At 51.2% G+C, this 19,796-nt stretch carries 22 protein-coding genes; 5 read left to right on the top strand and 17 right to left on the bottom strand.

All coding sequences use genetic code 11. The features are described from left to right. Positions 1-145: 145 nt before the first annotated feature. On the bottom strand, positions 146-343 hold the full coding sequence (locus tag RUMCAL_RS12650; protein WP_040648207.1) for a TM2 domain-containing protein: 198 nt from the start codon (positions 341-343) through the stop codon (positions 146-148). Positions 344-559: 216 nt separating this feature from the next. Continuing rightward, positions 560-1,450: a hypothetical protein gene (locus tag RUMCAL_RS12645; RefSeq protein WP_040648206.1), complete on the bottom strand. Its 891-nt coding sequence runs from the start codon at positions 1,448-1,450 to the stop codon at positions 560-562. A gap of 271 nt (positions 1,451-1,721) precedes the next feature. On the opposite strand from RUMCAL_RS12645, the gene RUMCAL_RS12640 reads away from it, so the two are divergent. From RUMCAL_RS12640 to RUMCAL_RS12630, 3 genes are read left to right on the top strand one after another with little or no spacing between them, the layout of a single operon-like run. After that, a complete protein-coding gene (locus tag RUMCAL_RS12640; protein WP_040648205.1) occupies positions 1,722-2,444 on the top strand; it encodes a LytR/AlgR family response regulator transcription factor in 723 nt (240 codons plus the stop codon). Between the two features lie 7 nt (positions 2,445-2,451). Continuing rightward, entirely contained in the window at positions 2,452-4,014 is a 1,563-nt protein-coding gene (locus tag RUMCAL_RS12635) for a hypothetical protein (protein WP_021683347.1), read from the top strand. Beyond that, on the top strand, positions 4,011-5,954 hold the full coding sequence (locus RUMCAL_RS12630; protein ID WP_021683346.1) for a sensor histidine kinase: 1,944 nt from the start codon (positions 4,011-4,013) through the stop codon (positions 5,952-5,954). The genes RUMCAL_RS12635 and RUMCAL_RS12630 overlap by 4 nt, the downstream gene beginning before the upstream one ends. Positions 5,955-6,112: 158 nt before the next feature. Here the strand turns inward: RUMCAL_RS12630 and RUMCAL_RS12625 are convergent, their stop codons facing one another. After that, complete coding sequence (locus RUMCAL_RS12625) at positions 6,113-6,523, bottom strand: hypothetical protein (RefSeq protein ID WP_021683345.1); 411 nt, start codon at positions 6,521-6,523, stop codon at positions 6,113-6,115. Positions 6,524-6,858: 335 nt separating this feature from the next. Between RUMCAL_RS12625 and RUMCAL_RS12620 the strand changes: the two genes are divergently transcribed. After that, complete coding sequence (locus RUMCAL_RS12620; protein ID WP_021683344.1) at positions 6,859-7,629, top strand: type III pantothenate kinase; 771 nt, start codon at positions 6,859-6,861, stop codon at positions 7,627-7,629. A gap of 72 nt (positions 7,630-7,701) precedes the next feature. After that, positions 7,702-8,091 (top strand): DUF2185 domain-containing protein, encoded by a 390-nt coding sequence (locus RUMCAL_RS12615; RefSeq protein WP_021683343.1) that lies wholly within the window; start codon positions 7,702-7,704, stop codon positions 8,089-8,091. A gap of 308 nt (positions 8,092-8,399) precedes the next feature. Here the strand turns inward: RUMCAL_RS12615 and RUMCAL_RS12610 are convergent, their stop codons facing one another. The 14 genes from RUMCAL_RS12610 to cysK all read right to left on the bottom strand — a co-directional run bounded on the left by RUMCAL_RS12610 (position 8,400) and on the right by cysK (position 19,714). After that, a complete protein-coding gene (locus tag RUMCAL_RS12610) occupies positions 8,400-10,088 on the bottom strand; it encodes a sulfate adenylyltransferase subunit 1 (protein WP_021683341.1) in 1,689 nt (562 codons plus the stop codon). Then, on the bottom strand, positions 10,088-10,987 hold the full coding sequence (gene cysD / locus RUMCAL_RS12605; protein ID WP_021683340.1) for a sulfate adenylyltransferase subunit CysD: 900 nt from the start codon (positions 10,985-10,987) through the stop codon (positions 10,088-10,090). Before cysD ends, RUMCAL_RS12610 begins: the two co-directional genes overlap by 1 nt. Before the next feature lie 12 nt (positions 10,988-10,999). Beyond that, entirely contained in the window at positions 11,000-11,314 is a 315-nt protein-coding gene (locus RUMCAL_RS12600; protein WP_021683339.1) for a 4Fe-4S dicluster domain-containing protein, read from the bottom strand. Continuing rightward, entirely contained in the window at positions 11,298-12,977 is a 1,680-nt protein-coding gene (locus tag RUMCAL_RS12595) for an adenylyl-sulfate reductase subunit alpha (RefSeq protein ID WP_021683338.1), read from the bottom strand. Before RUMCAL_RS12595 ends, RUMCAL_RS12600 begins: the two co-directional genes overlap by 17 nt. A gap of 13 nt (positions 12,978-12,990) precedes the next feature. Beyond that, on the bottom strand, positions 12,991-13,896 hold the full coding sequence (gene trxB, locus RUMCAL_RS12590) for a thioredoxin-disulfide reductase (RefSeq protein WP_021683337.1): 906 nt from the start codon (positions 13,894-13,896) through the stop codon (positions 12,991-12,993). Positions 13,897-13,899: 3 nt separating this feature from the next. Continuing rightward, positions 13,900-14,313, bottom strand: coding sequence for a M67 family metallopeptidase (locus RUMCAL_RS12585; RefSeq protein ID WP_021683336.1), 414 nt, complete (start codon positions 14,311-14,313; stop codon positions 13,900-13,902). After that, complete coding sequence (gene thiF, locus RUMCAL_RS12580) at positions 14,310-15,122, bottom strand: thiazole biosynthesis adenylyltransferase ThiF (protein WP_021683335.1); 813 nt, start codon at positions 15,120-15,122, stop codon at positions 14,310-14,312. The genes RUMCAL_RS12585 and thiF overlap by 4 nt, the downstream gene beginning before the upstream one ends. A 1-nt stretch (position 15,123) precedes the next feature. Next, positions 15,124-15,330 (bottom strand): sulfur carrier protein ThiS, encoded by a 207-nt coding sequence (gene thiS / locus RUMCAL_RS12575; RefSeq protein ID WP_021683334.1) that lies wholly within the window; start codon positions 15,328-15,330, stop codon positions 15,124-15,126. A gap of 21 nt (positions 15,331-15,351) precedes the next feature. Then, positions 15,352-15,669, bottom strand: a complete 318-nt coding sequence (locus tag RUMCAL_RS12570) for a thioredoxin family protein (protein ID WP_021683333.1) — start codon at positions 15,667-15,669, stop codon at positions 15,352-15,354. After that, positions 15,670-15,915, bottom strand: a complete 246-nt coding sequence (locus RUMCAL_RS12565; protein ID WP_021683332.1) for a sulfurtransferase TusA family protein — start codon at positions 15,913-15,915, stop codon at positions 15,670-15,672. It lies immediately after the preceding gene. Next, complete coding sequence (locus RUMCAL_RS12560) at positions 15,908-16,768, bottom strand: 4Fe-4S binding protein (protein ID WP_021683331.1); 861 nt, start codon at positions 16,766-16,768, stop codon at positions 15,908-15,910. Before RUMCAL_RS12560 ends, RUMCAL_RS12565 begins: the two co-directional genes overlap by 8 nt. After that, complete coding sequence (locus RUMCAL_RS12555; RefSeq protein ID WP_040648204.1) at positions 16,769-18,007, bottom strand: O-acetylhomoserine aminocarboxypropyltransferase/cysteine synthase family protein; 1,239 nt, start codon at positions 18,005-18,007, stop codon at positions 16,769-16,771. Positions 18,008-18,292: 285 nt separating this feature from the next. Then, the gene (locus RUMCAL_RS12550) at positions 18,293-18,736 is read right to left on the bottom strand and encodes an RrF2 family transcriptional regulator (RefSeq protein ID WP_276689308.1); all 444 of its coding nucleotides are present in this window, start codon (positions 18,734-18,736) and stop codon (positions 18,293-18,295) included. Positions 18,737-18,781: 45 nt separating this feature from the next. Continuing rightward, entirely contained in the window at positions 18,782-19,714 is a 933-nt protein-coding gene (gene cysK, locus RUMCAL_RS12545; RefSeq protein WP_040648233.1) for a cysteine synthase A, read from the bottom strand. Between the last annotated feature and the right edge of the window lie 82 nt (positions 19,715-19,796).

Raw genomic sequence — 19,796 nt, 5'->3', positions numbered from 1 at the left:
TCGCCAGACGCTCTTTGTGCGGTATTGCCTTTCAAAAAAAGCAGAGATAAAAATCTCTGCTTTTTACAGCGGCTTTGTGAGCCTGTATCATTCCAATATGAACAGTTGAAAGGCACAGGGGAACAATGCCTTTGTTGCCTTGTGCTTATACCAGTTCGCTGCCGTCCTTGGCTGTCAGTTTTCCGGTAATGATCAGAATCAGATCAATAAGCCACCAGATTCCGAAACCGCCTGCTGTGATCAGCTTCAGGATACCCAAACCGGTATATCCCAGATAAAAACGATCCACGCCCAGTTCTCCCAGAAGAATCGAGAGAATAATTGCTGTAGTTTTGCTTTTCATGGTCATAATCTCCTTTCGTCCCATGTCGTTCCAGTCTGCCATTGGAACAGTATTATAATTATATAGTTTTAGGGCAACACTGTACAAAACTTGTGCATAAGATGCGTCGTCAGATTTTTCGGCAGATTGCATGCCAAACCATCAGACAAACTTCAGGCAACACCGCACAAAACCTGTGCGGCAGTGCTGCCTTTATACAGTGTTTCCTTTACACACTTATTCTGCGGATTCTTCCAGACCCATTGCCGAATACAGATACTCTACCACGGCATTGGCATCTTCTTCCGATACCTGTGTATATACGATGCTCTCGCCGTCGCTGGTCAGCTGCAGTTCCGAGCCATCTTCCGAAATATCCCAGCCAAAGCTTGCCAGAAGATTGTAATTCTCATCGTAGGCATTCAGAGTATCATAATCCATGCTCCACAGGAACGAGCCCTGATCCAGTGTGCCGTCCTGACTAAGTTCAATGATCTCCAGCGTGTCGCTGCTCATAGAAATAGCAGATGCACTGGTGTCATCGGTGCCTACCCAGTAAGTACCCTGCAAGTATTCCTGTACCTTTGCGGCAGTTGCCATTTCCTGCATTGCAGTTGCTGCATCAGAAAAGCTGTAGTTATCTGCCTGTGCCATGATGACATTGTTGTTGAGGATCATCACGTCATTTTCCATATCATAGCTCCACGGAATGGAAGCGATCTGATTGGTCAGTTCTGCATCATCGAAAATATAAATGGTAGGGTCACCTGCAGTAACACCCCAATAACCGGAAGCAGAAGAACCGTCATCTGCTTCAAATACGATCTCTTCTTCATTGAAGCCCATAGCATAGCAGTTATATTCTGTATCCATGCCCAGCCAGAGAGTGCCTGCCAGTGCATCGGCATACGCTGCGGTTTCATCGTCCACACTGCCGCTTTCTGCATCATCTTCTGCAAGTTCATCTACTTCTGCATCATCTGCTGCATCAGCAGCTTCTTCAGTTTCCGCAGCAGAGGTTTCCGCCTTGGAGGAAGATGTTTCTTCCGAGCCGCAGCCGGTTGCCAGTGCGGCAGTTCCGAGCATTGCCATCGCAGTCAGCCATGCTAACATTTTTCTCAGTTTCATTAATTCTAACTCCTTTTCAGCCCCAGCAGAACACGCTTTCATCTGTCCTGCTCTGATTTCTATTCCAGCACTGCTTTCGAAAAGCACCGCTGTTGATGATATAATTATACTGGATTTTTCACAATTATGCAATACGATTTACGCAAAACGCAGTTTTTCTTCATGAAACGCAAAAAAATCCCTAGACATTCCATGAAAAATATGCTATAATGTAATCTGTATTCGTATGCCTATTCAAAAATCTACAATGCAACGGAGGTGGTTTTTGCATATGAATATTGCACTTGTCGATGACTCTGCCGCAGACCGCAACAGTCTGAAATTATATCTGCACGTCTACCTGAAAAAACACCGCATCACCGCGGAACTGGAAGAATTCACCTGTGCTGAAGAATATCTGGAAGCCGCACAGCACCGGACTTTCGATGTGGTTTTTCTGGACATCTATATGAAGCAAAAGACCGGCATGGACGCTGCCAGGGAACTGTTCGCCGCCGGCAGCCGCACAAAACTGATCTTTCTCTCCAGCAGCACCGACTTTCTCCGGCAAAGCTATTCCGTGCGGGCGGTGTACTATCTGGTAAAGCCCATTGTGCCGGAGGAATTCGAACAGGCAATGCAGTTTCTGGAACTACAGCCGGATTATGCTGTGCCGTTTCTGGAAATTGTACAGGAAAATGTCCCCCGCAGCATTCCCACCGAAAAGATCCTTTATATTGATGTACAGGGACACACGACGGTGATCCACACGGAAACAGAATGCATCTCTCTTGCTGTTTCCTTCGGAAAGCTGACGGCATCGCTGGAGGCTGACGAACGCTTTCTCCCCTGTATCCGCGGCATTCTCGTAAACATGCAGCACATTCAGGACATGGACGGCAATCTGTTCCGGCTCTCCAACGGCGAAACGCTGCCGATCAATATCCGCAACAAGAAAAAAATCGGCGAACTCTGGCGTACCTATCTCTACGACCAAATGGCAAAGGAGGATTGATGCTTTGATGTGTGCTTCAAAACGTTTCGGCAAATTTGCCGTGCTTTTCCTTTTTCTGCTGACCTGCCTCGGCAGCAGCATTCCGGTTTCAGCTGAAGCGGAAGAAGAACCGGAGGTTCTCACCGCGATTGCTTCTGCCGACGTGTTTTTCAGCGGCTTTCTCATTGCCGAAGGGGATACTCTCGAACTGGAAGAATCTCAGTATTATCTGGAAGATGCGGTTTCCTATCTGATCGCTTATAATGAGAACGGCGGCGAAGCCCTGCTTCTGGCGGAGATCTCCGGCTGGGAAACGGTGGACATTCAGACTGCGGGAAGCTATACCGTTACTGTGCATCTGTGCATTGACGATTCCGACAGAGATGCTGCGAACTATGTGCTTGCTCCGGAGTTGGAGAACATTTCCATTCCGGTCTGCATCAGCCAGCCGGAAGCATTTGACCTGTTCTGTGCACGCACCACAGCGGAGAGCCACGTCATTTACTGCCTGCCGGAGCTCCATGAGGGCGACAGCGTTTATGCCTATTCCAGCGAGCAGCCCTGTGACGATGCTGAGCTGGACGACTGTACATGGACATTGTGCGACGACAAAATGGCATCGATTTGCCAGAACGGCTTTTTTATCCATCGAAATCGTCTGCCGGAAAAGTGGTACACCTATTTTTATGTGCAGACCGAAGATACACGTTCGCAGTACATCGGCATTTTCGAAGACGGCAGTCATACCAAGGTGATCTCCATAGGCGGCGATCGGGACGGCAGCGACAATGTGGCTTCTCCCACGCCGGCGGTTTCCCAGCCGGCTCCTGCGGCTCCGGAAACTGCACCGACAGAAACACGATCTGCCGCTTTCACCACCACACAAACACAGGCGGCTCAGATCAAGGCACCGGCAGCTGTGCCTGCCGCAGCAGAGGAAAATGACAACGCCGGTTCGCCGCGGGAAGAACACAAGAAAAAGGCATATTCTGTCAACCGCACCCCTGCGGAAACTGCCGCTGCCCAGACCACAGCTGCTTCTGCCACTTCCGAAACCAGCACCGCCCAGAGCAAGACAACTGCTGCGGCTCCCATGCTGGAATACTCGGACAGCGATCGGGATACCATTTCCGGATACCGGCTGCAGTGCATGTTCGAACAAAGCGGCAATGCGGTATTCTCCAAAAACGGCGTTACCCTTTCCATTCCGCAGGGAGCATTCCCCTACACCGACGCCGACACCGTCACTGTTTCGATCACGCCAAAAGAGGACGGCAACTACGCCGTACAAGTCACCGTAAATGACGAAAATGTTTCCCTGCAAAAAGAAGTGACATTGTGGTTTCCGGAATCGCTCTTTTCCAAAGATGCCGAACCGGCACTGGAAGTCAACGGAGCCGCACAGCTGTTGGAATACGATGCAGACAGCCACGCTTACCGCATGGATACCAGTTATCTGGGAATCTTCTCCATTCCGGCAGCAGAGGCAGAGCATAATGCTCCGTACTGGATTTTCTGGCTGGCAGGTGGGATCGCTGCGGCAGGACTGGGCATCTTTCTGTTCCTGCGGCTAAGGAATCAAAAACGATGAACCGGCAGAATCGCAGGCAGATGCTCCGGTTATATCTGGGCATGCTGCTGTCCGTGCTTCTGGCATCGCTGTTTTTCAGCGGGCTGTACCGTTTCAACAACAAATATACGCAGCATACCACTCAGCCCATCAACGGACTGCTGATCCTTTCCGAAGCGGACATGGAGCAGCACCCCAGCCGTTATCTGTGGCATGACTGGGCATATTATCCCAATGTGCTGCTGACACCGGCAGACTTTCAGGACGGCGACCCAGACCGGTATATGACCTATGTCAATCTCCAGTCCGGAAACCGCATGGATCTCTCCGGACAGAGCGGCCAGACACAGCTTGGCTGCGGCACTTATCTGCTCCGCATTCAGGTTCCCAGTACCCGCATCAGTTATTCTCTGGGTATGCCGGAAGTATTTTCAGCATACCAGCTGTATATCAACGGCGATCCGGCTCTGTCTATCGGAAATCCCGACCCAGACCACTATCGGGACGCGACCGGCAGCCGGCTGGTCAGTTTTTTTCCGGACGAAAACGGCATGATCACCATACTGATCGCTGTCAATAATCAGTCCTATTTCTACAGCGGCATGACTTTTCCGCCAGCGTTCGGTACACCGCAGGCATTGAATTACACCCGTGGAATCCGGCTGGGGCTGCGGCTCTGTACGATTTTCACATTTCAGGTTGCCATTCTCATCTGCGGGTACTTCTGGCTTCGGACACGCCACAAAAATACTGCCCTTCTGGCACTGCTCTGTCTGCTGATGATCGGATGGACAGTGTATCCCCTGCTGCACACGCTCTTTCTGCTGCCGGTGTTTCCCACTTACTGGCTGGAAACGCTGTGCTGCTACGGAACACTGACTCTGCTGCTCTACCTGCACAATCAGGTCTGCGGCATTGCTGCCACGGCTTCCCGCATCAGCTGCGGCGTTGCTGTGGGGATCTGCGTTGGCGTTTCGGTGTATTTTTTCGGTGCAGCCAGCATACCGGACTGGGGCATTGCCGCTGTTTCCCGACTTCTTGCCGGATATAAGCTACTGCTTTCGGCGTATCTGATCTTCACAGCATTCCTGACCGCCCGCAAAAGCGAAAAGAATCATCGGCTTTTCTATGTATCCCTCTTTTTCGGCTGTGCCTGCCTCTGGGATCGTATCTATCCGGCATACGACCCGATCTTTGGCGGATGGTTTCTGGAATGGGTCTGCACGGTGCTGATCTACATGCTGGCTACGATGCTATGGAAATTTTTAGCGGAAAGTTACACCCAGAACCGCCTGCTCCAGCAGCAGAACCACAACGCCGAAAAGCAGCTGATCATGCAGACCAACTACACCTTCCAGCTGCGGGAACAGGTCGAGATCCGCCGGCGGTTTGTCCACGATTTCCGCCACCATCTCCGCACACTGCACACGCTGGCAGAACAAACCGGCGATCAGGTGATTCTGGAGTATCTGGACTCTGTGGGCGAATACAGCAGCGGATCTGGAAAAATCATGGAAACCTATTGCGGCAGACCGGCAGTAGATGCTCTGCTGTTCTACTATGACAATCTGGCGGAGATCCAGCACATTGATCTGTCCCTGCAATTTCAGATTCCGGAACCGTTTTCCATGACTGACGTAGAATTGTGCACCCTGCTGGGAAACCTGCTGGAAAACGCCGTAGAAGCGTGTCTGCGAATGCCGCCGGAAGCAACAAAACGAATTCGGCTGAAAACTGCCTGCAAGCCTGCATTCTGGTATATGGTGATCGAAAACACCTACGACGGTATGCTTGCACCAAAGGAACAGCAGGGCTTTTTCACCCGAAAGAACAACAGCGAATACCACGGCATCGGGCTTTCTTCTGCCATGCACCTTGTGGAAAAGCACAAGGGCACACTGGACGTACAGCCCAGTGCAGAATTGTTTCGGGTGGGAATCATGATTCCTATAGAAAAATAAAAAGTAGCACCGTAACGATGACTGCTTTGTCGAAAAGCGTGTTTTGTGTGGTATTGCCTTAAAACGTGCCAAAAAACTAGAGGGACAGATGAAGAAAACAACACTATATATGAACCTATAAAAACCCGTTCTTAGCACACGCAAGAACGGGTTTTATTTTATCCGTCAAATCTCCGCAGAATCTCTGCACAGCAGAGTGCCGGCAGTGTTTCCGGCAGCAGCTGCAACGCCTCGTCTGCTGCCTGCCACAAACTTTCCCAGCCGGAAAAGCCCATGCCGATACCACACCCCAGCCAGCGATGCCACCAGATTTGTACTGATTCCAGCTCCGGCACTGCTGCCGCACGGTCTTCTATGGGGAGCATGTCCCGACAAAGGGGAATCGAGTTGCCGGTAAGCTGCCGCTGTACCAGCCGAAGCAGCAGCAGGGCAACGCCGGCTTTTCCCCGCAGATACGGTTCTGTAACGCCCAGCTGTTCCGTGATCCACGGGGACAAGGGTCCGTTTTCCGGATAAGCTGCCGCGAACTGCTCCGCCGCCTGTTCGAATAAAACTGCAACGTTCTGCATCTGTACACCTCCGTTTTTGTGCGTTAAGGAAACACTGCATAAAGCCGTCAGGCGGGCTTTATTCAGTGTTTCCTTAATTTTTGTGTTTTTATTATAGCATTTTCGCAGAGAGAAGTCAACGTACCTTGCACTTTTTCCGAAATTGTGTTATAATAAAACATATCGCGTGTTTCCAATCTATCAGGAGCAATGAAAGAAGTATATCATATATCATGAGTAAAGTTATTTATGAATTTCATAGGCAATACCGCACAAAGATTGTGCGGTATTGCCCTAAGGAAACACGCCCGAATCTACGGCAGCCTACACGCTGCCCTATCTCAGGAGGTCTTTTCATGGTACTTGCCATTGACATCGGCAACACCAATGTTGTCATCGGCGGCTTTCAGGAGCAGCAGATTTTATTTGTAGAACGGGTTTCTACCAATCAGAACGCCACATCTCTGGAGCTTGCCATTTCTATCAAAACAATTCTGGAAATCTATCAGATCCAGACCACAGAAATCGAGGGCTGCATCATTTCTTCCGTGGTGCCCTCCATTAACCATGCGGTTCGGAAAGCCGTGGAAAAAATTGCACACTGCCACGTGGTTCTGGTGGGACCGGGTGTCAAAACCGGCTTACAGATCGCCATTGACAATCCGGCACAGCTGGGCAGCGACCGCGTTGCCGATGCCGTGGCAGCACTTCACGAATACCAGCCGCCCATTGTCATTATCGACATGGGCACTGCCACAACGCTTTCCGTCATCGATGCCCAGCGGCGGCACATCGGCGGCATGATCGCTCCGGGCGTGGGCATCTCCATGAATGCTCTGACGGAAAAGACGGCACAGCTGCCGAAAATTTCCCTTGATCCGCCGAAACGCTGCATCGGCAGCAACACGGTAGAGTGCATGAAAAGCGGCATTCTCTACGGTGCCGCCGGCTGCATTGACGGACTGCTGGACCGCATTGAGGAGGAACTGGGCGAAACGCCTACATTTCTTGCCACCGGCGGGCTGTCGGAATTTATCATTCCCCACTGCCGGCACAAGATCGTACTGGACAACCTGCTTCTGCTGAAAGGCTTGCAGCTGATCTATCAGAAGAATGTGGAAGCGTAACAGAAAACGGCAGACAATGTGTATCCAACTTGAAAAAGGGAAACAAGTCGAGATTTAAGGAGATGAATCATCATGTTTTTCAAGAAAAATAAGAACAACGATTTTCTTAGTATCAAAATAGAGAAATTAATTGATTGGAATGAACCAAATGGAGAAGGATGCATTGTATCCGACAGAATAACAAAAGAAGGTTTTAAAGTAGGATATATGTATCGAGAAGTTCCAGATGAAGACAACCCAGATAGCGGATGGCGTTTTTTAGCAGGTGATGAAGATGAATCTTATATGAATGATTCAAGCAATCATCACGTGCTTTCCATCAATACAATATGTAATTATGACAGAGATATTATTCCTTATATTCATGCGGAAATAGGAAGTGTTTATATACGAACTGGAAGTAATACATTTGAAATTGATGATGGTAGCAAGCCGATATTCGTTGATAAGCAAAAGCGATAAATCCTAGCTTTTTCAAGAAACAACAAAGCATGTACTCTGAAACTCAAATGCTATAGCAAGGAGCTTAAAGAGGAAATACCAGAATATTTCTTTGAAACCATTCCCATTATTGAGAGAATGGACTGTAAAGTCATTGACTTGAAGAAATGCGAACAAGCTTTTCAAAAGTGGGGAAAACAAACGCCCACATTGGAAGAAATCCGCAGTGAACTGTTTTGATGAATGTTCTCATACCAGAATAAAAAACGGCTGCCGTGAGGAAATCCCCTCGGCAGCCCTTTTCTCTTTTTTATCATATCCCACAACAATTACTGCTGCGGAAATACAACCTTACGATAAGTATCAAAGTGCATCCACTTGCTGAAGAATGCCTGATCCTGTCCGCCGGTTTGAGCATACTCGCTCAAAAATGCCTTTGCTTCCTCGGCGGAGTGTACCAGCACCTCAAAACCGCGTCCGTTGATAACCGGCACGCCGTCATAGGTATACTCACTTGCCGGCAGGATCGCCGTGATCTTCTTGTCACGGATCCGCACAGCCACGCCGTCACGGAGTACGATGCAGTCGAAGCTGTCCGGATAGTGGTAGCTGTCGCCGCTGGTGGGAATCTCGTCCCCTACTGTATAGGTCTGGCTCACCGGATTGTACTTCAACACGTTCAGGCTCTCGGTATCGTAGTAGAATTCCTCGAAGATGTCCCCTCTTGCCTTGAGGTCGCCGTACTGGAAGGAGTTGCGGTCGGCAGTGCTGCTGACCTTCTCGCTGACAGCATCGACAACGCCGCATGCAGAAGTCATATTCGTCACACGGTCGATCAGGATCAGCTCGCCCAGCACCTTGTGATTGGAGAACAGATCTGCCACAATGCCCTCTGTCAGCAGAATCTCGCAAACGGCAATGCCGTTCTTTTCCAGTGTGTCTGTTTCCTGATGTGCACCGGTGTTGACATCAATGGCATAATCCACCTTAGTCAGAATGCCGGGGATCAGCTTGGTTCCCAGCTTCACCAGATAGTCCTTGCCGATGCTCAGCGGCTCATCATCCATCCACAGCAGAGAAACCGTCAGCTTCTTATATACTGCCACATCTGCGTCCTTGACAAAAACGCAGCCGCGGGAAACGTCCACTTCCTTGTCCAGCGAAATGGTGACCGGCTGTCCCTCAAAGGCTTCGTCCACAGACTGGTCTGTCATCAGAATGCCCTTGACGGTAGCAGTTTCATTGCTGGGCAGCGTGGTGATCGAATCGCCTACGCGAACTGTACCGGCTTCGATCTGTCCCTGAAAACCACGGAAAGTGTGATCCGGACGGCATACACGCTGTACCGGCATATAGAATCCCTTTTCGTGGCTGTCGGAATGAATGTCCACGTTTTCCAGATATTCCAGAAGCGGCACACCATCATACCACGGAATGTTCTCTGACTTCTTGGTCACATTGTCGCCCTCTGTTGCAGACAGCGGAATGATGTATACGTTTTCCAGTTCCAGCTCCTTGCGGAGTTCTGCGATCTGTGCTTCGATCTCGCGGAACCGTGCTTCGCTGTAGCCCACCAAGTCCATCTTGTTTACCGCAAAGACAAAATAGCGGATACCCATCAGCTTGCAGATTCGGGCATGCCGTCTGGTCTGCACCAGCACACCCTGCGAAGCGTCAACCAGAATTACAGACAAGTCAGCGAACGATGCACCTACCGCCATGTTTCGGGTGTATTCTTCATGTCCGGGGGTGTCTGCAACGATAAAGCTGCGGTTGTCGGTGGTGAAGTACCGGTATGCCACGTCAATGGTGATACCCTGTTCCCGTTCTGCCATCAGACCGTCCAGCAGCAGGGAGTAGTCAATGGCACCGCTGCGGCTGCCCACCTTGCTGTCCAGTTCCAATGTCTTTTCCTGATCTGCGTACAGCAGCTTTGCATCATAGAGAATATGTCCGATCAGCGTGGATTTTCCGTCGTCTACGCTGCCGCATGTGATAAATTTCAATAAACCCTTCATTAGAAGTATCCCTCCCGCTTTCTGCGTTCCATGCTGCCGGCTGCCTCGTTATCGATAACTCTGGAGGTTCGCTCCGAAGAAACGGAACTCAGGGTTTCATCAATGATCTCGTCCAGCGTGGTAGCTGTTGATTCAATACCGCCGGTCAGCGGATAGCAGCCGAGGGTACGGAACCGAATGGATTTATACTCCGGCTTTTCGCCCGGCTTCAGCGGCAGACGGTCGTCATCTACCATAATGATATTGCCGTCCCGATAAACGACCGGACGTTCTGCTGCAAAATACAGCGGCACGATGTCGATGTTTTCCCGCTTGATATACTGCCAGATGTCCTTTTCCGTCCAGTTGGAGATCGGGAATACCCGCATGCTTTCGCCCTTTTTGATCTTGGTGTTGTACAGCTTCCACATTTCCGGACGCTGGTTCTTCGGGTCCCACGCCTGTGCTTCGTTCCGGAACGAGAAGATTCGTTCTTTCGCACGGGACTTTTCCTCGTCACGTCTGCCGCCGCCGAATGCTGCGGTAAAGCCGTACTTGGTCAGAGCCTGTTTCAGAGCCTGTGTTTTCATGATGTCGGTATAAGCTGCACCGTGGTCAAAGGGGTTGATGCCCTGCTTGACACCTTCTTCGTTGGTGTAGACCAGCATCTCAATGCCCAGCTTCTTGGCAGTTTCATCACGGAAACGAATCATGTCCTTGAACTTCCATGTGGTATCGATATGTAAGAACGGGAAAGGCGGCTTTTCCGGATAAAATGCTTTCATCGCCAGATGCAGCATTACGGAACTATCCTTGCCGATGGAGTACAGCATTACCGGCTTTTCGCATTCTGCCGCAACTTCTCGGATAATGTAGATTGCCTCTGCTTCCAGTTCGTCAAGATGTGACAATTCGTGCATAAGGTTTCCTCCTCAATATTGGTTCGACTGTTTGGTATGAATACGGATCTCACTGGTTTTTCCGTCGGGGTGATCGATGATCCAGCGTAGGACATCGCCCTCTTTTTCCGTGTGTACCAGACTGCCCATGCCGCCCATATCTGCTCCCAGATAAAAGCGAATGGCGTGTACTGCACACTCTTTCAGACAGGAGGTGCAGCCCCAGCAGTCTTTCGGGTACTTGATAAACGCTTTTCCGTCTGCATTCATGTGGATCAGGCTGCCGGGGCAGACCATGCTGCATTTTCCGCAGCCGACACACTGCTTGGCGTTAATGGCAATGCTCATAGTTCTGTCCCTCCTCTACCAGATCGCGGAAAACGATTTCCAGCTTCCCGTTTTTCATGCGGGAATTGACGTATTTCTTCCAGTGTGCATCGTCCTTTTCCGGATAGTCCAGATTTTCGGCGAAGCTGTGCCAACGGGTTTCTTTTCTCGCCTTGAGATGTGCGATCACGCTGCGGCACACCAGAAGCCGTTCCCGCAGTTCGTAAATATACATCAGTTCCTGATAATCCGCTGCATGCAGCTGGTCGGACAGCTCCGTCAGCCGTGCAATCTTGTCATCGGCAATGCCCAGTTCCTTTTCGTGGAACCGGTAATTGGTGCCGATACCGCCGGCATAGGTGTCCATGACGGTCTGCATCGCATCTTCCAGCTGTTCCGTATCAAACAGCCCGCCGTCTGTTGTCAGGAAATGTGCTGCTTCTGCAAGGTGCTCCTGCACCGCCGCTTCCTCCGGCGGCACCGGCGTATGGGAACGCAGAAATTCCAGCATGGATTCCGCGGCAATTTCGCCCTCCGCCAACGCACCGGTAACGTATTTCTGGGGACATCCGCCGGCAACATCTCCGGCGGCGTACAGCCCCTCTATCGTGGTGGCACGCTTGGTGTCCACCCAGTAGCCGCTGGCAGTATGACCGCCCACGATGTACGGCTCTGTGCCCTCGATCTCCACATTCTGCTGAGAGGGCTTCCTGCCGTTCTCGATCCACTTCAGCGTCTGGGACGGTGCCATGTTCAGATAGGCTTTCATTAGGGAGTCGTCCTGTTCCGGCGTGATGCCCTCTGTCCGCAGATAGCAGGGACCTCTGCCGGCAAGGTTCTCGCTGACTGTGCCGTAGACACGTTCCGAGGTGGTCAGCCCGTACTTGGTTTCATAGACCTCGCCCAGCGAATTCACCTGCTTGGCTCCCACGCCCTGTGCCAGTGTACCGGTAGGAGCAATGGTGTCCTTGCAACGCAGAGCAATGAACCGCATCTCAAAGGTGGTCATCTCTGCACCGGCACGAATGCCCATCGCGTAGCCTGCCCCCGTATTAAAGGGCGGATACCACATCTTGTGGCGGGAGAAGCCGGGGTGGTTGGGCTTATACAGACCAGCCGCACCGCCGGTGGCGATCATAACGGCATTGGCTTCAATGACATACATGGTGCCGTCCTGAATGTTGAAACCGAACGTCCCCTGGATCCGGTTGTCTTTCACGAAGAAATCCGTGATGTTGACGTGATTCTTAATCGTCACCTGCGGCAGAGCCTCTACGGCCTTTGCCAGGATCGGCTTCATGTTTTCGCCGTTGATCTTCAGATTGCGGTTGCCGCGTGCCACGTACTTTCCGTTTGCATCTTTGAGGATCACCAGCCCCAGACGTTCCATATGCTCGGTCACCTGATTGAGCCGTTCAGACATGGTGAGAAGCAGATCGCCGCGAACGATCCCGTCGGCATCTTTTCGGGCATAGTCCACATAATCCTGCGGCACTCTGCCCTCTGTAATATACGCATTCAGTGCATTGACACCGGCTGCCAGACAGCCGCTGCGTTTGATATGAGCCTTTTCACAGATCAGCACTTTTGCATCAGACTGATCTGCAATGGTCAGTGCCGCATAGCAGCCGGCTGTGCCGCCGCCGATGATCAGTACATCTGTTTTGCAGCGTTCGATTTTCATTTCATCACCATCTTTATCCTCTGTTTTCCAACAGGTATTTTTCCGCAGAAGCCACACAGTTTGCACCGTCCGCCGCCGCTGTGATCACCTGCCGCAATGCCTTTGTCCGCACGTCCCCTGCGGCAAACAGTCCCTCTACAGAGGTCCTGCCGTCCTCTCCTGCCTGCACATAGCCGCTGCTGTCCAGTTCTGCAACGCCCTCCAGCAGGCTGGTATTCGGCACGCTGCCGATCGCCACAAACACACCGTCCAGCGAAAGTTCTTCCGGACTGCCGCCATGCAGCAGCTTCAGGGTTTCCACCCGTTTTTCTCCGGTGATCTCCGTGGGAACGGCATTGGTCACCAGAACAATATTTTCAGTTTTCTGCACCGCTTCCTGCAATGCCGCATTGGCACGGAACGTATCCCGCCGATGCACCAGATACACGGTCTTTGCCATGCGGGAGAGATACAGTGCATCTTCCAGAGCCGTATCTCCGCCGCCGATCACAGCAACAACTTTGCCCTGATAAAATGCCCCGTCACAGGTGGCACAGTAGGAAACGCCTGCCAGCCTGCCGCCGGCAATTTCCAGCCGCCGGTAGGAAGTCCCTGCGGCGTAGATCACGCTTCTGGCTTGGAGCTCTGTGTGATCCTCCAGCGTTGCGGTGAAGTATCCGTCTTTCTTTTCCAGATGTGTGACATCATTCTCACAGAACAACGTCCCCAGTTCTGTGGCATGTTCCCGAAATTTTTCGCCCAGTTCATAGCCGCCGATGTGGGGCAGTCCGGGGTAATTATCCACCTGTTCTGTCACAGCGATCTGTCCGGCACCCATGGTATCCCGTTCGAGCACCAGTGTCTGTAATCTGGCACGGCTGGCATAGATCGCTGCCGTCAGTCCTGCCGGACCGCTGCCGATGATAATGATGTCATACATAGCTTACTCCTTGATCTGCAAGTCTTCCTTTTCTGCATCGGTGCCTTCGATATGGAACGAATTCAGCACCGGATTCTCCCGATCCATCAGGGAAAGAATCATATAGCTTGCCTTGCTGTCATATGCCAGCCGCTTATCTTCTTCCGACGGTCTGGACGGCGATTCGGGGTGAGAATGCCAGTTTCCCAGCGGAACCAGCCCATTGGCACGCATATCCTTGACTGCTGCCAGCTGTTCCTTGGGATCCAGACTGAAATGCTCATTGGAATGGTCAATGTTCGTCAGCAGATATACCTTCCTGACGATCTTGTCCGTTCCCTGTACCTCGCCGGCGATCAGACCGCAGGCTTCGTCCGGAAGCTCTCTGGTCGCATGTGCCAGCATTTTTTCAAAATCTGCTTTGTTCAATTGAATCATAGTCCAACACCATCGCATTCTGCCTGTTCATAGTCGATCAGTTCGGTAATTGTGGGGTGTGTCCCGCAAACTGCACAGCCGGAAGTTTCAGACGGCAGCTTTACCTTGCGGAATTCCATTTTCAGTGCATCATAGGTCAGCAGATAGCCGGTCAGCAGGTTGCCGATACCCAGAATGTACTTGATCGCCTCCATTGCCTGTAAGCTGCCGATCACGCCGCCCATTGCACCAATGACACCAGCCTGTTTGCAGGTCGGTACTGCGTCCTTCGGAGGCGGGTTCTTGAATACGCAGCGATAGCAGGGACCTTCTCCCGGCACATAGGTCATCAGCTGACCCTGAAACCGGATAATACCGGCATGGGAGAACGGCTTCTTCGCCATAACACAGGCATCGTTGATGAGGAACTTTGCTGGAAAGTTGTCTGTGCCGTCAATGACGAAATCATAGTCCTTGATAAGATCCATGATGTTTTCGCTGGTGACGAAAGTCCGGTAGGTGTTGACCTTGACATCAGGATTGATTGCCTCCATGGTTTCCTTGGCGGACTGTACCTTTGCCTTGCCCACATCAGCGGTGGCATGAATGATCTGCCGCTGGAGATTGGACAGGTCTACTTCGTCTGCATCTGCAATGCCGATCGTACCTACGCCTGCGGCAGCCAGATACATTGCAGCCGGAGCACCCAGACCGCCGGCACCAATGATCAGCACCTTGGCATTCAGCAGCTTCTTCTGTCCCTTGACACCGACTTCTTTCAGAATGATGTGGCGGGAGTAACGCTCGATCTGTTCGTTGGTAAATGCCATGTTACTGTCCACCTCCCATGAAATAGAGAAACTCTACATTGTCGCCGTCCTTGAGAACGGTCTGCTCGAATGTGCCGTTTTCTACGAATTCGTCGTTAATGGTGACGGTGACGTACTGCGGGGTTTCCACATTTTCGTCCACGATCAGCTGAGCCACGGTCAGACCGTCTGCGACTTCCTTCTGTACACCTGCAACTGTGATTTTCATAATTCTATACTCCTTTATGTGTTATTTCAGGGAATCAATGATCTCCTGCAATTCTGCTTTTTTGACTAGACCTCTGCGTCTGTCCTGCTCTGCTCCGTTCTTGAAGAAGATCAGAGTCGGTGCCGCCTGCACTTCGTACTGTTCCGCCAGCGGCAGATCAAAGTTGATGTTGATCTTTGCCACTTTCAGAGCATCGCCGTATGCTTCTTCCAGTTCCGCCAGAACCGGCGAAAGCCGCTTACAGGGAATGCAGCTGTCGGAATAAAAGTCCGCCAGTACCAGTCCCTCTGCTTCCAGCACTTCTTTCCGGAACGTATCCTGTGTGACACGTGCAGCCATTCAATCACCCACTTTCTTGACGATCAGGTCGTATGTGCCGTCCTCATTCTGGAGCAGCTTCAGGATCTTGTGTCCTTCTTCCTTAATGCTCCGCGGTACGTTCTGCACCGGCTCGCCGTCGTTCATGTGAATGGAAAGGATCTGTCCGTCGTCCAGTTCTTCCAGTGCCACCTTTGCCTTGACAAATGTCACCGGGCAAACCACGTCTGTAATATCTACGGTATCATCAATTTGAAAATCAGCCATTGTATGCCTCCCAGATTTTTTCTTCAAATTTTTCTCTGCCTACCCGTTCCAATGTGAACTGGAACCGTTCGCCTGCCTTGGCGTTGTTCTCAAAGAACTGAATGGTCGCATCGCAAATCTTCAGAAGCTTTTCCTTGTCCGCAATAAACGGAATAACCGGTTCGCCCTTATGAATGCTGTTGCCGAACAGTCCGCCAAAGGAAACGATGTAGCCATGTACGGTATCCCATGCTTCTGTGGGACATGCCTTGACGCAGCGTCCGCAGAAGTTACACTTGCTTTCGTCTACGACGATTTTTTCACCCTCGTGTGTAATGGCACCGCTGCGGCAAGCCTTGACGCAGACACCACACTGAATGCAGTCCTCCTCACGCCATTTCACCTGAATGCCACCCTTGATGCCCAAGTCATTTTCTTCGGACTTCAGGCAGTTATTCTGACAGCCGGTGATGCCGAACTTGAACTTATGGGGCAGTTCCCGTGCAAAGTATCGTTCGTCCAGTTCCTTTGCCAGTGTGTACGTATCGATACAGCCGCTGGGACAGATTGCCTCGCCCTGACATGCGGTAATGGTACGGACACGCGGTCCGCAAACGCCCGGTTCCACATCGCCCTCTGCCAGTGCCGCCTTGACTTCTTCGATCTGATCCAGCTTCACAAAGGGAATTTCCACGCTCTGGCGGGAGGTCAGATGCACATGTCCGTCACCGAACTGTTCTGCCACTTCTGCAATTTTTGCCAGCTGCTTTGCCGTCAGATTACCGCCGACCACACGAAGCCGGAGGGAGAAGTGATTCTTCTGTTTCTGCCGCATGAAGCCGCCTTTTTTTAAGGTCGCATAATCGACTGCCATTTAACATTCCTCCTGCATTTTCGCGATCGCCTGTCCGAAATCTTCGATCAGATCTTCAATATCTTCAATGCCCACGCTGATGCGGATCAAATCCTCATATACGCCGGCACTTTGTTTTTGTGCTTCATTGCTGTGTGCATAAATCGTACTTGCGGGGTGGATCACCAGTGTCCGCACATCGCCGATATTGGTAGCATTGGTGGCGAACTGCAAATGATTGATCAAGCAGAACGCCTTTTCCTTGCTGCCGGCACGGAGCGTCAGAATCGCACCGCCCTTGCCGCCGAACTGTTTCTGCACCAGCGAATAATAGGGACTCTTTTCCAGTGCCGGATAATTGACCTCTACGCCGTCCACGCTGTCCAGATACTGTGCCAGCTGCAACGCATTGTCACAGAGCCGTTCCATCCGCAGCCCCAGCGTTTCCAGCCCCACGGAGTTCAGGAACGCATTCATCGGGGACAAACAACCGCCCACATTTCTCCAGATCGCATTCCGCAGCTTTGCCAGATAAGCAAACTTGCCATACTTGGCATAGGGTTCGAATCCGTCATACCGGCTGCTGTCCCAGTGGAAATTGCCGCTGTCCACGATCACGCCGCTGATGGCATTTCCGCCGCCGTTGATGTACTTGGAAGAAGAATGTACCACCACATCTGCTCCGTATGCAAACGGATGGATCAGATACGGTGTAGCAGTGGTGCTGTCGATGATTAGCGGAATCCCGTGAGCATGCACCAGTTCCGAAACCGCTTTCAAGTCTACTACGTCCAGCTTCGGATTTCCGATCAGTTCCGTAAAGACCACCTTGGTGTTCTCGTTGATCAGCGGTTCGATCTCCTCTACTGTGATCGATTCTGCAAAGCGTGTGGTGATGCCAAACGCTTTCAGGTCAGAAAACAGATCAATGGTTCCGCCGAACAGTCCCGAACCGGCGATCACTTCATCTCCCGCATGGAGAATGTTCAGAAGTGCCATTGTCACCGCCGTCATGCCGGAAGAACAGCTGACTGCTCCGATGCCGTTTTCCATTGCGGCTACCCGCTTTTCAAAAGCATCTACTGTGGGATTGCTGATTCTCGTATATGCAAATCCTGGTGCCTGATTGTGAAAGACTTTCTCTAATTTTTCTGCCGTTTCATGTGCGAATGCACTCACCTGATAAATCGGCATGATCGTAGAACCTGTACTCTTTTCGCCGTCAAAATTCTGATGCAGCAATGCCGTATTAAACTTCATGCGTTCACCCACGCTCCTCTCGTTCTCGGAACATTTTTTCGATTGTTCCCTTGTCATGAGCCTATTATATCACCTTTTCACTAGTAAGTCAATAGGTTTTATATGATTTGTTCGACTTTTTCAATTTGTTCAAATTCGACATTTTTAATCAATGTTCAAAACAGAAAATACATGACTTTTCGTGCAAAAATCAGACGGTTCACCAGAAATCGCTTCTGGTGCCGTCTGATTCCGGAATTCGCTTTCCCTTAGGGCAACACTGTACAAAGCTCGTGCGGTATTGCCTTAGATGTAGTACATAAACGCCTCGTCCTGCGGAATAGAATTCCGATAACGATCCATCATATCCTGTAACGTAATGCTGCTGCAAAACTGCCGCAAATAAGCAGTCATCTGATCCCAGAGGCATTCCTGCACAGTTGCTTTCAGGAGAGAGGTGTCTTCTGCTCCGCCGGTATCCGCATCGCCCAGAATGGTAATATCCAGAGCATCAATGATTTCCTGAAACGAAATCTTGTCTGCCGGACGGGCGATCACATAGCCGCCCTTAAAGCCCTTGATACCACGAATCAAATGTGTCTGCCGCAGTGCAACCAGAATCTGTTCCAGATATTTCACAGAAATATTCTGCCGCTTGGAAATGCTGCTGACTGCAACTGCTTCTCCATTTTCCGAATGCAGGGCAATATCGATCAGTGCGATAATGCCGCATTCTACTTTCGTTGAAATTTTTATGATACTTCCTCCTCTCTCCGGTTTGCGTGATATTGCTGTTTAGTCTGCGAACAGGGTGGTGGAATAATACCGGTCGCCGCTGTCCGGCAGCAGAGCCACGATCGTCTTTCCGGCATTTTCCGGCTTCTTCGCCAGTTCCAGTGCGGCGTAGAGTGCTGCACCGGAGGAAATCCCTACCAGAATGCCCTCATGCTTCGCGATCAGCTTTGCTGCTGCAAACGCATCATCGTTCTGTACTTCGAAAATGTCATCATAGATTTTGGTGTTCATGGTTTGGGGCACAAATCCGGCACCGATACCCTGAATCTTGTGCGGACCGGGCTTTCCGCCGGCGAGCACCGGAGAATCTGCCGGTTCTACGGCAACGATTTTCACATCCGGATTCTGGGACTTCAGATATTCACCGGTACCGCTGACAGTACCGCCGGTGCCGACACCGGCAACAAAGAAGTCCACCTTGCCGTCCGTATCCCGCCAGATCTCCGGACCGGTCGTCTTGCGGTGTGCTTCCGGATTGGCAGGGTTTTCGAACTGTCCCGGAATAAAGCTGTTGGGAATTTCTGCCGCCAGTTCCCTGGCACGTTCAATGGCACCCTTCATGCCCTTTACGCCCTGTGTCAGCACGATCTCCGCACCGTATGCTTTCAGAATGTTCCGGCGTTCCACACTCATGGTTTCCGGCATGGTGAGGATCACACGATACCCCTTTGATGCAGCAATGGCAGCCAGTCCGATACCAGTATTCCCCGAAGTTGGCTCAATAATCACAGAGCCTTCTTTCAGCTTGCCTTTCTGCTCTGCATCTTCCAGCATTGCCTTTGCGATACGATCCTTGACGCTGCCTGCCGGATTGAGATATTCCAGCTTCACCAGCACACGGGCTTTCAGTCCCTGTTTCTTTTCCAGATTGGTGACTTCCACCAGCGGGGTGTTTCCAATCAGTTCTACTGCACCTTGATAAATCTTAGACATAACGCGTAACTCCTTTTCCAGAATAATGATATAGACAACAATATAAAAAGGGCAATACCGCACAAAGCCCGCCTGACGGCTT

The sequence above is a fragment of the Ruminococcus callidus ATCC 27760 genome (genome assembly GCF_000468015.1).
In the GTDB taxonomy this organism is placed as follows: Bacteria; Bacillota; Clostridia; order Oscillospirales; family Ruminococcaceae; genus Ruminococcus_C; species Ruminococcus_C callidus.
Note: the sequence above shows the minus strand (reverse complement) of the source record. Positions and strands in the feature narration are given on the sequence as shown.

Coding starts and splice junctions, on each gene's coding strand:
- RUMCAL_RS12650 (WP_040648207.1), bottom strand. CDS start 343: ATGAAAAGCAAAACTACAGCAATTATTCTCTCGATTCTTCTGGGAGAA.
- RUMCAL_RS12635 (WP_021683347.1), top strand. CDS start 2,452: ATGTGTGCTTCAAAACGTTTCGGCAAATTTGCCGTGCTTTTCCTTTTT.
- RUMCAL_RS12630 (WP_021683346.1), top strand. CDS start 4,011: ATGAACCGGCAGAATCGCAGGCAGATGCTCCGGTTATATCTGGGCATG.
- RUMCAL_RS12620 (WP_021683344.1), top strand. CDS start 6,859: ATGGTACTTGCCATTGACATCGGCAACACCAATGTTGTCATCGGCGGC.
- RUMCAL_RS12610 (WP_021683341.1), bottom strand. CDS start 10,088: ATGAAGGGTTTATTGAAATTTATCACATGCGGCAGCGTAGACGACGGA.
- RUMCAL_RS12570 (WP_021683333.1), bottom strand. CDS start 15,669: ATGGCTGCACGTGTCACACAGGATACGTTCCGGAAAGAAGTGCTGGAA.
- RUMCAL_RS12595 (WP_021683338.1), bottom strand. CDS start 12,977: ATGAAAATCGAACGCTGCAAAACAGATGTACTGATCATCGGCGGCGGC.
- cysD (WP_021683340.1), bottom strand. CDS start 10,987: ATGCACGAATTGTCACATCTTGACGAACTGGAAGCAGAGGCAATCTAC.
- RUMCAL_RS12585 (WP_021683336.1), bottom strand. CDS start 14,313: ATGATTCAATTGAACAAAGCAGATTTTGAAAAAATGCTGGCACATGCG.
- thiF (WP_021683335.1), bottom strand. CDS start 15,122: ATGGCATTTACCAACGAACAGATCGAGCGTTACTCCCGCCACATCATT.
- RUMCAL_RS12645 (WP_040648206.1), bottom strand. CDS start 1,450: ATGAAACTGAGAAAAATGTTAGCATGGCTGACTGCGATGGCAATGCTC.
- RUMCAL_RS12625 (WP_021683345.1), bottom strand. CDS start 6,523: ATGCAGAACGTTGCAGTTTTATTCGAACAGGCGGCGGAGCAGTTCGCG.
- thiS (WP_021683334.1), bottom strand. CDS start 15,330: ATGAAAATCACAGTTGCAGGTGTACAGAAGGAAGTCGCAGACGGTCTG.
- RUMCAL_RS12565 (WP_021683332.1), bottom strand. CDS start 15,915: ATGGCTGATTTTCAAATTGATGATACCGTAGATATTACAGACGTGGTT.
- trxB (WP_021683337.1), bottom strand. CDS start 13,896: ATGTATGACATCATTATCATCGGCAGCGGTCCGGCAGGACTGACGGCA.
- RUMCAL_RS12555 (WP_040648204.1), bottom strand. CDS start 18,007: ATGAAGTTTAATACGGCATTGCTGCATCAGAATTTTGACGGCGAAAAG.
- RUMCAL_RS12560 (WP_021683331.1), bottom strand. CDS start 16,768: ATGGCAGTCGATTATGCGACCTTAAAAAAAGGCGGCTTCATGCGGCAG.
- RUMCAL_RS12640 (WP_040648205.1), top strand. CDS start 1,722: ATGAATATTGCACTTGTCGATGACTCTGCCGCAGACCGCAACAGTCTG.
- cysK (WP_040648233.1), bottom strand. CDS start 19,714: ATGTCTAAGATTTATCAAGGTGCAGTAGAACTGATTGGAAACACCCCG.
- RUMCAL_RS12615 (WP_021683343.1), top strand. CDS start 7,702: ATGTTTTTCAAGAAAAATAAGAACAACGATTTTCTTAGTATCAAAATA.
- RUMCAL_RS12600 (WP_021683339.1), bottom strand. CDS start 11,314: ATGAGCATTGCCATTAACGCCAAGCAGTGTGTCGGCTGCGGAAAATGC.